Origin of the sequence: Anaerosacchariphilus polymeriproducens (assembly GCF_003363435.1) — a bacterium.
Lineage (GTDB): Bacteria > Bacillota > Clostridia > Lachnospirales > Lachnospiraceae > Anaerosacchariphilus > Anaerosacchariphilus polymeriproducens.
Map to the genome: position 1 here is coordinate 94,171 of NZ_QRCT01000048.1, position 12,604 is coordinate 106,774.

At 35.7% G+C, this 12,604-nt stretch carries 21 protein-coding genes; all 21 read right to left on the bottom strand.

All coding sequences use genetic code 11. The features are described 5' to 3' along the window. Positions 1-10 precede the first annotated feature (10 nt). Positions 11-148, bottom strand: a complete 138-nt coding sequence (locus DWV06_RS18265; RefSeq protein WP_162300643.1) for a hypothetical protein — start codon at positions 146-148, stop codon at positions 11-13. A 104-nt stretch (positions 149-252) separates the two neighbouring features. Continuing rightward, a complete protein-coding gene (locus DWV06_RS13395) occupies positions 253-591 on the bottom strand; it encodes a hypothetical protein (protein WP_115482692.1) in 339 nt (112 codons plus the stop codon). Positions 592-642: 51 nt separating this feature from the next. After that, complete coding sequence (locus DWV06_RS13400; RefSeq protein ID WP_115482693.1) at positions 643-1,440, bottom strand: major tail protein; 798 nt, start codon at positions 1,438-1,440, stop codon at positions 643-645. Between the two features lie 4 nt (positions 1,441-1,444). Beyond that, entirely contained in the window at positions 1,445-1,786 is a 342-nt protein-coding gene (locus tag DWV06_RS13405; RefSeq protein ID WP_115482694.1) for a hypothetical protein, read from the bottom strand. After that, a complete protein-coding gene (locus tag DWV06_RS13410) occupies positions 1,783-2,175 on the bottom strand; it encodes an HK97-gp10 family putative phage morphogenesis protein (RefSeq protein ID WP_115482695.1) in 393 nt (130 codons plus the stop codon). The genes DWV06_RS13405 and DWV06_RS13410 overlap by 4 nt, the downstream gene beginning before the upstream one ends. After that, on the bottom strand, positions 2,175-2,507 hold the full coding sequence (locus DWV06_RS13415; protein ID WP_115482696.1) for a phage head closure protein: 333 nt from the start codon (positions 2,505-2,507) through the stop codon (positions 2,175-2,177). Before DWV06_RS13415 ends, DWV06_RS13410 begins: the two co-directional genes overlap by 1 nt. Then, positions 2,504-2,830: a head-tail connector protein gene (locus DWV06_RS13420; protein ID WP_115482697.1), complete on the bottom strand. Its 327-nt coding sequence runs from the start codon at positions 2,828-2,830 to the stop codon at positions 2,504-2,506. Before DWV06_RS13420 ends, DWV06_RS13415 begins: the two co-directional genes overlap by 4 nt. Continuing rightward, positions 2,793-2,987: a hypothetical protein gene (locus DWV06_RS13425; protein ID WP_115482698.1), complete on the bottom strand. Its 195-nt coding sequence runs from the start codon at positions 2,985-2,987 to the stop codon at positions 2,793-2,795. Before DWV06_RS13425 ends, DWV06_RS13420 begins: the two co-directional genes overlap by 38 nt. Before the next feature lie 11 nt (positions 2,988-2,998). Continuing rightward, a complete protein-coding gene (locus tag DWV06_RS13430) occupies positions 2,999-4,144 on the bottom strand; it encodes a phage major capsid protein (RefSeq protein ID WP_115482699.1) in 1,146 nt (381 codons plus the stop codon). A gap of 39 nt (positions 4,145-4,183) precedes the next feature. Continuing rightward, positions 4,184-4,777 (bottom strand): HK97 family phage prohead protease, encoded by a 594-nt coding sequence (locus tag DWV06_RS13435; protein WP_115482700.1) that lies wholly within the window; start codon positions 4,775-4,777, stop codon positions 4,184-4,186. 15 nt (positions 4,778-4,792) lie between these two features. After that, positions 4,793-6,475 carry a GDSL-type esterase/lipase family protein gene (locus tag DWV06_RS13440; protein ID WP_115482701.1) on the bottom strand — a complete coding sequence of 561 codons (1,683 nt, stop codon included), beginning with the start codon at positions 6,473-6,475 and terminating at the stop codon, positions 4,793-4,795. Further along, a complete protein-coding gene (locus tag DWV06_RS13445; protein ID WP_115482702.1) occupies positions 6,456-7,748 on the bottom strand; it encodes a phage portal protein in 1,293 nt (430 codons plus the stop codon). Before DWV06_RS13445 ends, DWV06_RS13440 begins: the two co-directional genes overlap by 20 nt. Before the next feature lie 15 nt (positions 7,749-7,763). After that, the gene (locus DWV06_RS13450) at positions 7,764-9,455 is read right to left on the bottom strand and encodes a terminase TerL endonuclease subunit (protein WP_115482703.1); all 1,692 of its coding nucleotides are present in this window, start codon (positions 9,453-9,455) and stop codon (positions 7,764-7,766) included. Continuing rightward, positions 9,445-9,996 carry a hypothetical protein gene (locus DWV06_RS13455; protein ID WP_115482704.1) on the bottom strand — a complete coding sequence of 184 codons (552 nt, stop codon included), beginning with the start codon at positions 9,994-9,996 and terminating at the stop codon, positions 9,445-9,447. The genes DWV06_RS13450 and DWV06_RS13455 overlap by 11 nt, the downstream gene beginning before the upstream one ends. Positions 9,997-10,167: 171 nt before the next feature. Next, entirely contained in the window at positions 10,168-10,548 is a 381-nt protein-coding gene (locus DWV06_RS13460) for an HNH endonuclease (protein WP_115482705.1), read from the bottom strand. Positions 10,549-10,619: 71 nt separating this feature from the next. Then, positions 10,620-10,895, bottom strand: a complete 276-nt coding sequence (locus tag DWV06_RS13465) for a hypothetical protein (protein WP_115482706.1) — start codon at positions 10,893-10,895, stop codon at positions 10,620-10,622. Position 10,896: 1 nt separating this feature from the next. After that, a complete protein-coding gene (locus DWV06_RS13470) occupies positions 10,897-11,106 on the bottom strand; it encodes a hypothetical protein (RefSeq protein WP_115482707.1) in 210 nt (69 codons plus the stop codon). Beyond that, entirely contained in the window at positions 11,103-11,369 is a 267-nt protein-coding gene (locus DWV06_RS13475; RefSeq protein ID WP_115482708.1) for a hypothetical protein, read from the bottom strand. The genes DWV06_RS13470 and DWV06_RS13475 overlap by 4 nt, the downstream gene beginning before the upstream one ends. A gap of 224 nt (positions 11,370-11,593) precedes the next feature. Continuing rightward, a complete protein-coding gene (locus DWV06_RS13480) occupies positions 11,594-12,028 on the bottom strand; it encodes a DUF1492 domain-containing protein (protein WP_235828968.1) in 435 nt (144 codons plus the stop codon). Next, the gene (locus tag DWV06_RS13485) at positions 12,018-12,230 is read right to left on the bottom strand and encodes a hypothetical protein (RefSeq protein WP_115482710.1); all 213 of its coding nucleotides are present in this window, start codon (positions 12,228-12,230) and stop codon (positions 12,018-12,020) included. Before DWV06_RS13485 ends, DWV06_RS13480 begins: the two co-directional genes overlap by 11 nt. Before the next feature lie 18 nt (positions 12,231-12,248). Beyond that, positions 12,249-12,410 carry a hypothetical protein gene (locus DWV06_RS18430; RefSeq protein ID WP_155522638.1) on the bottom strand — a complete coding sequence of 54 codons (162 nt, stop codon included), beginning with the start codon at positions 12,408-12,410 and terminating at the stop codon, positions 12,249-12,251. Positions 12,411-12,604: the final 194 nt, after the last annotated feature.

Here is a 12,604-nt window from a genome sequence, read left to right on the forward strand (position 1 = left end):
CACCTCCTTCTTAAAATGGTAAAACATCATCAAGAGTGACTTCTTTCTCTAAATCACAGTAACGTGTCCTGTTAAGTTTTAAAGTCAATTCTTCGTCGTGTACATCCTTGTAAGCTTGATATAGCTTTGAAAACTTTCCTAATGTCATGCGCCCGACTTCTTTTTCTGTATATCCAAGCTTTTTTACTCCTATATAAGTCAACCGTGCAATACTAACAGGTGTATCTTCGCCTGTATCGTCTGCACGGTCATCTAGTTTTTTTCTTTACCATTGTCGTTTGACTCTATCACTAGATCTCTGATTACTCCGTTGGCATCATCTGTCAATGCCCCTAAGATTCTACCGACTTGCTTTTCAGTTACAAATGGTCTATTTTCTCCGTTTTTCTCGTTCTCAATGTCAATACCTTCGTTAATACATTCCGTGAAAGTAAATTTAATATCTTTCATTCTTGGCTCTTTTGCTTCTAAAGCGTTACTCCATTTTTGGATTGTTCCAAACTTTTCTTGCATTACTTCCACCACGTTTATGTTAAAAGCCATAGGGTACTTAACTCCTTCCGCTTCTATGTACTTCATTACATCTTTCATTTAATTACCTCCATTTATTAAAATAGGGACGGATTAACCGCCCCTGTTGATTTATTGAATTATGTACTCATACTCTGCTATTTCGGAGTTGCTAGAACCGTCCTTGATTGCAATTGCACGAATTGCCATATCATCAGCCACTGCAATAGGACTTGCGTACAATGTACCAATAGTAGCGGAAGGAGTTAAACCATTTGTTGTGTAATAAATGCTTTCTCCGGCTCCTGCTGTTAATGTTACTGTTTGCGCTTCTGCATATGTTCCACTTGCTACATCTGCGATAGGAGTTGTACAAATAGGTGTAATCACTGCTTTCGCTTCAAGCCATGCCACTGCTTCGGCTTCTGTGTTGAATGTTTTTTCCTTTTTCCAAACTCCGTTTATATCTTTCATGATAGTACCTTCGATTGTGGGGGTCTGGAATGCGATTGTTTCGCCCTGTGTCTCTTGAGAGTCATTTGGCTCTGCAAATTGTACTTTTGTAAGCCATACTGCTCGCCATTTACTTACTTTATTTTTAACTGTTCGTCCATAAAATCCATGCCCTACATATGGAGAAGAATCAGTTGCATTTGCCACTAATTCACCACTCGCATTGATGGTATGTCCCAATAATACTGATTGTGTTTCTACTGTTAAATCATTGATATTAATCGTTACTTTTCCGCTTTTAAAAGATTTGTCTAACTCGTCTATCGCATCATCTGCGTAAAGTGCTACCTCGTTACTTTCTATTGACAATTCCTCTTTTATTGCCTTACCAATTACTGCACCATTTGTATATACTGGTGTTCCTGTTGCATCATTGTATAAAGCATAAACTGGATGCTTCAATCCGACTTTTGCCATGTTTTTATTCCTCCGTTTCTGAATTTCCTGTTATTTCACACTCGAAAATAATGTGATTTAGTTTCGTATCATCTTCGTATAGATCTGTTATACTCGGATAAGAAAAACCCCCTTGAAATAGCTTCAAGCGGATTTGTTTTTTTAGTTCCATATAATCATTTGGTGTAAAAAGGTGAATCTGAATATTTGACTTATCTATCTGCGGTGTATCGTCTGCAAATTCTACCGCCCTATCGTCTGCGTAATTAAATGTAATATACGTTTGTTCTGTACCAGAGTATTTATTTGGATATACCGCACTTACAATAGGCTTTAAGGTATTTATTATTAAGCTGTTTACATTCATCCAATCACCTCATTAAATAGTTCTTGTAATTTATTATTCACTTCCTGTTCTGCACTGTTCAAGGCTTTTGAGAGCATTGGCTTTGGTGTGATTTTACTTGTTCCATACTCTAAGTGCATCATTTTTTCCATGTTCCTCGTGCCATTTTTATCTACTCCTGTAGGTCGGACAGAAACAAACCAACCGTATTTATTCTTCTTTGGCTTGTTCGCCTTGATGGAGTTGTACATACTTGATGTTAGCCTGTGCTTTGATGCTTCTGCTTTGACTCTTGTTGTCAATATAGGGACTGCGCCCTCTAATAAACGTGGTGCTATATTGTCATAGTCAGCAAGTTTTTCCATTTGTTTTATTAAGCCAGGGTCAAACTGAAAATCAAATTTTCCCATTATTCCACCTCCGTTATGTCACACCATATCTCTATGTATTCGTTGCTGTCCTCATAGTTATTCACATACGCAATATTGTAAGTTTTTCCTGCATACTCTACTAACATTTTGCGTGTAATCTCTACAGATGAATAACGTACCAAAAACCTCGTCTTAACCTCTCCAAAATCCGCATTTGATTTAAACATTTCTGTACCGGATGTACGATTGAATTTTGCCCAACATTCTCTAACTGTTTCTTTCGTTACTTCCTCGAAGCCATTGGGATTCTGTGTTATAGTTGTTTTAATTATTTTTATCCGCTTATTTAACTCGCCTGCGTTAACATTCATATTGTCACCTCGTCCGGTGTTGGAAGGAGGTTCGTGCAATGCATCCCCAAAATTGAATCAACTACTTTATTAAGGTTTGTCTTATCCACATACAAAGCACGATTGTCAAACATATCTTGACAAAGTACTAAAACAACTATGTGAAAATCCTCGTAATCGTCCAATGTTTTTATGGTTGTATCCGTGGATGTTATTGGAATCCCTGTATAGTTTGAAATGTATTGTTTTGAAATACTTAATATAGAAGATAAAAAAGGGTCTGTTGCATCATCCAACCTTAAATAATCAGCTACGTTTTGCACTGTTATTTCGCTTACTTTCACTCTTTTCCACCGCCTTTTTTGGCTTGTTTTCTTCGGCTGCTTCTATGTAATCGGCTTGTAAAAGGTCTTGGAGTATAGCCTTATCACTACACTCCTTAACCTCGCCTTTATGCATAGAAAAAGCACCAGCAAAACTTACCTTTGCTCGTACTACCATCTAATTTCCTCCTATGCCATAACTAATTTAGCAATTTTCTGCGCATTTTCCACTTTTGAATCAATTTCAATGTAACCTACTACACCGATAGCATGTTGTGTAGCAAATTTTTCTCTTAATACTTCGATTGACACATCCTCGGACAACTTTACAGCCAAACCAGACATATCACCATAGTAAATAGCGGTGTTGGTGGTTGCCATTGTAGGCATGTTATCAGATGTATATACATCTTTGCCAAGTAGCGTATATCCCCATTTTGCAGATACGTCCCTATTTAAAAGGTAATTTCCATCTGCATCTTTAAGTTTGCGAATAGCTGTTCTAGTAGCTTTGTTCATAATGAAGATTGAACCAGCTTGATAAACATCAGGTACTAACTCCTGCAAGTCAATTAATTCGTCTGCTGTTACTGCGGAAGCACTAGCTGCGGTCTTGATTTGAGTTACTGTGCTTAATCCTGCTACTTTATTCGTTGTACCGATTAGCAATTCTTTTTCAATCCACTTGGAGATTGATTCGGCCATAGCTGCAATTGTAAAATTAACAACATCAAACTGTGAGTTATTGATTAATGATTTTGAAATTTTACTTAATACTCCAGCTAAGAATCCTTTTAACTCAATGCTTGCAAATTTTCCAGAAGTTGATTCCAACTCTGCAAACTCTGTAGCGTATGCCATAGTGATACTTTGAGTTGATTCATCATAGTAAGGAATGTTAAGAGTGCCGCCCACATTGTATCTGGTTGCTAATTGATAAATAGGGCAAATATCATACACTTTCTTAATAATCTTATTTGCGATTGATGAAGGAATCACAGCACCGTTGTCACCTACGGTCAAGTTAACATCTGCTCTTTCCTCTGTAACAACTCCACGGATATAATCAGCAAACGCTCTTTCTTCCATATCTGATCTGTTTTCTGTTTGATTTGCACCTTCATCTTTTTGCGCTTTTTGAATATCAAGAGATTTCGCTTTTTCTACTCTAGAGATTGTTTCCTCTAATGCTCTGATTTCTGTCTCAATCTTGTCGAACGATTCTTTTTCCTCTGCTGTCATTTCTGCTCTTTCCTCTGTTTCCATCTTTGATAAGATGCCTTGCATAGTTTCAATTTTTTCATTTTTCTTTTCAATCAATTCTTTTAAATTCATGTATTGTTTCCTCTCTTTCTTTGCAATAAAATAAGCCGACTATTTGCCGACTTTCAAATTGTTTATTCTGTTTTTGTACTGCGTTAAATCTGGTTTCTTAGGTGTTTCAACCATGTTTTTAATATTTATTTCTGTTTCGTTAGCTCTTACCTCCATTTCTATTTCATCATCTGCCCTTAACTCTATGGATGTAGATGCATATACAGGATTTCGATTCATGACCAATGTCACATGATCTAGTACAAAATCTTTTACTGTTCGTAATGGCAACTTGTCGGCTCTTTCCTCGATTGAATCAACTATCTTCTTCATGCCGAACGACCAGCCTTTTAACTTTCCATTTTTAGCACCGTTAACTGCTTCTTCGTCCGTGATAACTGCTTCGGCTCTCAAACCGATATTGTCCTCGTATAATTCTAAAGTACTGTCATTTGTCTGTGCCAACACTCTGTTGCTATTATGGTCTAATGTCATGGGTATGTTATCAGCCTTTTCTAGTGCTCTTTGAAATGCTCTTTCTTCTATCATTTCAATGACTTTACCTCTTGATGTTATGACAGGTCTGGATTCTCTTTTTACTACATTGACATAACCACTAATATGTATACTGTCTGCTCTAATTTCAACATTCATTCTTGCACCCCCTTTCTATAGGTTCGCTATTTCTTCTGTTGTTAATAAGTGATCATATATTTGGATGCTGTTGTATCTACCGCTAAATGGTACAGAATTACCAGATACATTTGAAATTGTTGTTAATTGTGTCGCATTTATTGCATGCGCTACTGTTGTAGATAATGTACCATTTGTATAAACAGTAACGGTGTTGTTCGCCAAAGATACATTAAGCACTATCTTATTGCTTGCATTTTTAACGTACGTTGTCTTTTCTTGGTCTGAATAAGTCCAGTTTGAAATAACTCGACAACTTCCCATGTCATAATTCCATGCATCTACGGAAAATAGAATATTATTGTTTTCATCACCGCCTGATATAGTGTCAGAGCCAATAGCTAATAATAATGAATCGTCTGTTAATTCGTCTGGTATATATGCATCTACCACAACTGCGAAATCCGTCTTAGTACCAAGATTTAAGCTTGATACATTGAAATCAAACTTTCCATTAACCACAACTCCACCTGATGTTGTAACTGGATTCGCCAAATTCGCCAATATATTGCCTTTGTTATCCTTCCATGTTCCTTCTGATACCCCCAATTCGTTTGCTTCAAAAATCAAGCCATTCTCAACCGCTTCTGACACACTTATATTAAATGTTTTTGAAATATTTTGATTAACGGATGCTTTCGCTGTTATCGTACAACTGCCTATTCCTATTCCTGTTACATAGCCATTTGAAACGGTGGCTATAGATGTGTTGCTGGAACTCCATAAAACCTCTTTGTTCTCGGTACTGTATGGAAATACAAAAGCCTTTATTTGTGTCGTTGCTCCCACTGCTACGCTGACATTTGAGGAATCAGCAAGTAAACCTTTCGCATCATTTGGAAATACCGTTGCTCTCTGTGCTATATAAAAGTCTAATATTTTACTTGCTATGAATTGCCCTTGTAATTTCGCCCCTAATGCATTGGGGTGTAGTCCATCCACTAGCGTTTCGCTTGCATTTAGGCTATTGATTCCACAGTTAATGCAATCGATAAAATTAACGGAAAGCCTTTTCGCTATCTCCTGCAATATAAACCCTGTTGCATATGCGACTTTATACCCCTTAACACTTAATGCACTTTGAATAGGGGATAAAAGAAAAATATCTGCATTTGGATATAACTTTTTTAATGTTTCTACTATGTAACGAGTTGCACCAAAAATATTCTTTCTGTCAACCGTTTCAATGTCAATTACATTGCCCGAACTTGTGTAAAATGCCTCCATAGCTGTATAGATTGTGTCATTTGTGTATGTGGTTGCGATACTGTCGTTTGTTCCGGCTGATATAACAATAGAATCCGGAACATAGTCCTGCATGTTTTCTAATACATTTCTTAGCTGCGAATAAATCGTATTCGTAGAATCAACACGATCACACCAAGTCGCACCATTGATCGCCATATTTTTAATTTCAATCCCTAACATATCTGTTAAAATTGACACATATCCGTTTGAATTCGCTGTTATACTGTCCCCAAAAAACAGAAACTTTTTACCTGATACATCCCCTAAGGCTTGATTTTTAACCTCTTCGATAAATCCAGCCTTTAATAAATCTTGCATAACTCCATCATTGTTATGCTCTATTACTTCGTCTTTGTGCATGGATAGTGCACCGACAAAGCTTACTCTCGCTTTATATTTCCCCTTCGCCATTTTTGTCTGCTCCTTCCTTTTGTTCTTCTTCTGGCTCGTCTTGTTTGTCTAAATCATCTTTATCACCCCCTTGCTCTGCCTTATTCATATCGCTATCTTGTAGCGTTTTTGTATTTGGGGTAAAGTATGTCTTATTTTTAACGTCATATATAACCTCACCAAGACTCATTGTAACTACGTCTAATCCTTCTATTGCAGGTTTATCCTCAATGTATCGTATTTCATTCTTGGTAATCCATCCAGCTTTTACCGCTTCGGAGTATGAAGCGTAACGCTCTTTAATATCACCTTTCAGCAATTCTTTTGTATCAAAGGCAAAATAAAAAGACTCTTTCTCTTTTTCAAGTAAAAAGTCTTTATTTAAAGCGCACTCTATGGCTCTTAATACAGGCATAACCGCCATTTTAAATCCTTTAATGTAATCACTTTCTGTTGCTGTGCCCTTGATTATGTTCTCCGGCACTTGCATAATCTTGCATATATCGACTGCATTTGTCTGTTTATTTTCATTTAACTGCATTTCTACGGATGTATTACTTGCTTCTTTAAAATCTAAGCTATTATCAAGAATGACAACATTTTCTGTGTTGTTGCTATATAGCTTTCTCCACGCTTCTTTGAGAATATCTTTTGCTTCCTGCGTTAACTTATTAGCAGCTTTTACAAATCCTTTCTTATTCCCACCTGTTTTTACCAACGTTTCTTCATATTTCAATGTTGCATAACCAACACTTAGTATTAAAGGACATTCTTCTGTGATGCTCGTCCCTTTGCATCCATCTTTTGTATTTCTAAGGATTTTAAGGAATTGAAAAGGTTTATATGTATTCCCATGCACTAAAATGCTATAGTCTTTGAATATCGGATCAGTGTTTTTATTGATGCTGACTTGTGTTTCATCCACATAATATAGACCAGTTACTTTATTTTTTTCTTTTCGGATGTACGCATAACCACCTTTTCCAAGATAATAATCTCTTATCATTGCTTTCCAAAACTGTGCACTATCCAAAGTGTCTCCTGTTTCATCGTTCAATAGCCTTAATCTTGCATCATCCTTTACCTCTTTTACTTTTCCATTGCTCTCTTTATATAACTTGATAGGGAGCATAGAAATAGTATTCGCTACATATTCAATGCATCCGTTAAGGCTTGGAATATTTAAGGCTGTTTCCTTAGTCATTGCGCTTGTCCCTATTAATGCACTTAATAACACATCATCAACTGTCACGTCTGCTCTTTCTTCCACTTGTTTCTTTTTAAACAATCCCACTTTCTCACCACCTTTCTAAATAACTTGTACTACAAATCCATTATTGCCGAATAAATTTTCCTGCTCTAATAAATATATAGCGTTGATTAAAGATACAACCATGTCGACTTTCCCTGCTGATTTCTTTTTGTTTACATATTTATTAAGGTTAGTGTCTTCCGTACATCTTGCATTTTGAAAGTTTATTTCTAGCATAAGATTTTCGTCATATCTAAATTTTTTACTAAGTATTTGTTCTTTCAATAATTTTGAAGGAGAATGAAGCACACAAGAATGTTGTTTAATTTCAACACACTCATATCCCTCTGCTTCTAACTTTTGCACAGTGCTTATTGCGTTCATTCTGTCGTAACCAACCTGTACAATGTCAACTCCATACTTTGACTCTAAGCCTTTTATATGTTCTTCTACGAAATCATAGCCAATTACTGCGTCACCACACTCAAAACAAACCCCTTGTCTAATCAGTTTGTTGTAGTCAACATTTTCTTTTTTGATTTTTATTTCTTTCTTTTCTATTGGAATGAATCCCCAAACTTTAGCGTATATACTCCCATTATGTTCGCAAACCATAGCCACGGATGTATTATCGTCAGTCTGTGATAAATCCACACCTAAGAAAACCTTTTTTCCTATCCAAAAATCTAAATCTTCTTTGATTTTACATTCTTTTACTTTTGTGATTTCCACATAGCCCTCAACCCCAAGACCTTTATACTTGATGTTGTTATGTTTACAAAGGTAGTTCTCGCGCTTGTTTTCATACAAAACAGCCATTGTTCGCATATCTTTGATAGCATCGAATATATAATCATGCGCCACTGCTACAGGGTTGCTTTGATAAATTATTAAATCGTTGTTGTGCCATTGGTCATTTGTCAAAAACTCACTATCTGGTTCATATAATAATGCGAATCTTCTTTTGTTATCCGTCAAACCATCTAGGGTTTTCTTTGAAATGTCTATTTCGTCAATCATGGCATTGTTATCATTAGGGTATTGCGTGCTTATTATGATTCCCAATTTATTAAACAAAGTTATCTGTGACGATCTCATTGCTTCTATTGGATAACTATCCATTGCACCTGCTTCATCTGCTAAGAAAGCATTGGCAAGTTTACCGTCCATTTTATCTTCGCTGTATGCTAGTGGTGTATAATCACTTTCTGTTAACAAGCATCTTATTTCACTTCTTAACACCTTAAACGCTTCTTCCGCTAAAGCAGGACTTACTTTAATAATCTTTCTGATTGCAAGCTGCAATTCTTTAGACAGTTTTAAGTCCGGAGCAACCGAAAAGAACCTTGAAAACTGTGGTTCGGTCAACATAAGCAATATAAAAATAACCGCCGAATTGAAAGTCTTAAAATTCTTACGACTTATTTCCAATACTGCGGTAATATAATATCTTATATTTTTATTTTCACTATTTTTAAGCTTCGTACAAAGCACTGCAACGATTAAAAACCATGCGTAATCTTCCAATCCGTCATACATGGAGCACTGCAAGTCAGGATGTATCATCAATTGCAATATCTTACATATCTTTTTATATGCCTTTTCATCCACATATGCTTCTTCGTCTTTCCCTCCAACTATATTAAGCCATGCCTGTGCTTGCTTTTTGACATAGATTCCCACCTTTTGATTGCCTTTTTCAACACACCATTTTGCGTATTGATACGCTTTTGAATCTTTAACCATCATTCAATGCCTTTAATAGAGCATTGTTTTTAGGTTCTTCTTTTTTTGGTATGCTTCGCAAGGCGGCGGCAATCGTCATTACATTTTCTTTTTCTATGTCTAAAAGCATTTTTCTTTTTGTTTGCACTTGCTTGTCTATATCAATAAGTGTTTTCTGCATTTGCATCTGGATTTTATAATATTCACCTTGTGTCAGTTCTCCTTTCTCCATAGCTGCGCCGCTATTTTCTTCAAAGTCACAAATTTGCTGATAGAATTTTTCTCTCTTTTCTTCAAACTCCATACACTCCGCAAAAATCAAACAATATCTATTGATAACACCCTCATATACAGCGTCATTTTTTTCTATCCGCTTGAATATATCACTAAGCCTTTTAAACTCCTTATGTGCTATTAAATTCTTTTTAACATTGTCGTGTTCTTTCAGCGCAACACCGCTAATAAGTGCTTTCTCGCCTTCTTCTCTCTGTTTTAATTCTCGCTTTGTTCTATGCGCTTTATTCTCGGATGAAATAACCGCATATGGTTTACTCGGTCTCGACATTTTCTCACTTCCTTTCAAAACCTATTTTGGGAATATTTTATTTTCTGATGGGGGCTGTCGGTGTTTTCTGGCTTTATATTTTCCCTCTCTGGTAGTCGGGGGGATTCTTTTCGACATACACCTCGTTTAAATCGGTAAATGTCTTAAATCGTAAAATACAAACTTACAACACTATTCCCTTTTTATTAATTCTTTCAAGTACTCCTTACTTATCTCGCCCTTCTCTGCCTGCTCATGATGCATGTCGCATAGTGTTATTAGGTTATCATCATCTAGTCTTAGATCATATGATTCTTCTAATGGCTCTATATGATGCACGCTAAGGTTGTTATATGTATATCTGTTCTCTTGCCTACATACTACACATAGATGGTTGTCTCTATCCTTTATCTGCTCACGCTTCTTCTGCCATGCATTAGACCACCTGAACTTATCCTTGCTCGTTGTTTTGTACTTACTCTGTCTCTCCTTAATCTTAGCAGCCTTCTCTGGGCATATATAGTCAGATGCATGTATCCTATTGCAATATGGACATGACTTTAACCTTGCCATGTTATCACCCTACTATCTTATCTAAACATAATAAGAAGGACATAATGCAAATAGTAATCATGACCACATACCTAAATACCCCTTCTTTCTTCTCTGTCAATAGTTCCTTTATCTCCGCATATGTTACTGCTAAGTAAAATGTAGCAAGTATCCAAGCTATGATTGTCATGTTTGTTTCGCTCCTTTGTCTCTGTTAGCTTTTTTATTTTCTTCTTGAGTTTTTTGTTTTTCCTTCTAAGCTTTTCGTTATCTTCTCTTAATTCAACTAGTTCTTTAATTGTGTTTATTCTTGCTGGTCCCACATCTGGTCTTATAAAACTTCCTATTTCTGATTCAAACAATTTCATATTATTTACACCCCTTTAACCTTTCTATTTCTTCTTCTAGCTCTTTTATTCTTTGCTCCATTGCACTGATTTGTATTGATGCCCTAATAATTATCTCCAAGTCTTTTTCTGCTTCATGATTCAATTCGTCAATAATTATATTTTTCCTAAACATCAAAAGACACATAATCGCATAAACTACAACATATATTAAAAATACACCTATATTCATTTTCTCACGACTCCTTTATTAATATTTATATACTGTTGTTTCTTTTCCTTAAGATGACTATATTCTTCATCCGTCAATAACCTTTTACAACTTCCCTGTAAATACTTACTTCTAGGGAGAAGCCTATTATGTATCAAGTGTATTAGTGTCCTGCATGTGTTCTTGTTCTTCAAATGTGCATGCATTGAGTATTCTCCATCCTTACGTATTAATATAAATCCTCGACTGTCTTTCTTTATTTCAAATTCTATTTCTTTTAACATCCGTCACTATCCCACCTTCGACATTTTTTGAATGTTTATTTAACCCGACACAACAAAGCGTCTCACACCAATAAAAAAGACTACACGCTTTTAACGCATAGCCTTTTTAGGGAGGATGTAAGAATAATATGAAATGCTTTTCTGTTTTTCGGGAACATCTTGCATGTTTTATTATTACTCTATCATTATCTCACGTATATCATTGCACTTCAAGACACTCATGGTCACTTTCGTACACTAACTTTCATTAGCTTATCAAATTCCAATAACGCTATTCCATGCAATTGTTTCGTCCATGTATAACTTATTCCCATCTCAACCGCTGATTGTTCCAGTGTCTTATTATTTATGTACCGCTTAATCAATATTGTTCTTTCCCTTATGCCCTTTATCTGCTTTATGATGCTTATTGATTCTCTCTTTAAGTCTATTAATTCGTCTATCAGGTCGTTTATCTCATTTTCAAGGTCTGCAATCTTTACTACTGTATTCCCTACCTTGTCACTTGTCCCGCTTCCGTGTGGCTCGTCTGAATATGTAACAGATATGTTAGTGGCTAACGCTCTAAGCCTGTCCACTTCCTCCTGATTGCTGTTTATTAAGTCATCTATATCCTTTAACTGGTATAAGTATTCCTTTGCTGTCATATTACACCTCACTATCTAAATATCTTCTACATGAACCAATCTCAATAATATCATCAACCACAAAATCTTTAAAATCGGCTTTATAACCATTAATGTGTTCTTTTACATCTTCTAAGTCTTCGCACCACGCAATGTTTATTTCTTCGCTTCTATCAAAGTGTGAAACAACTAAGAATGGTCTTTCTGGTTTTGTAAAAATTTTATTTGTGTCCATACTATTACACCTCACTCTCTAAATCTTGCCTATATATTTAACGTTTTCACATGGAACGAAATACCTGTCATCACCCTTCTCAATGCTGAAACAACGTGTTTTAAAATTTAATTCACAATCTTCCACATTCTCCACTATCTTTTCCGTTCCATCCGTAAATTCTATTTTAATATCGTACATCTTTATCCCTCCCGAATTCTAATTTAATGCATTGATAATAGCTTCTTTGATTTCTTTTTCAATATTAGAATTATCCATTTTTGTTCCGCAATTAGGGCAATAATTTGATGCTTCTTTACTTCCTCTTCCACAACTACATATAAACTCTTTTAAATCTCCATAAGCATCAACTACAGGTTCCCACTTGCTTACAT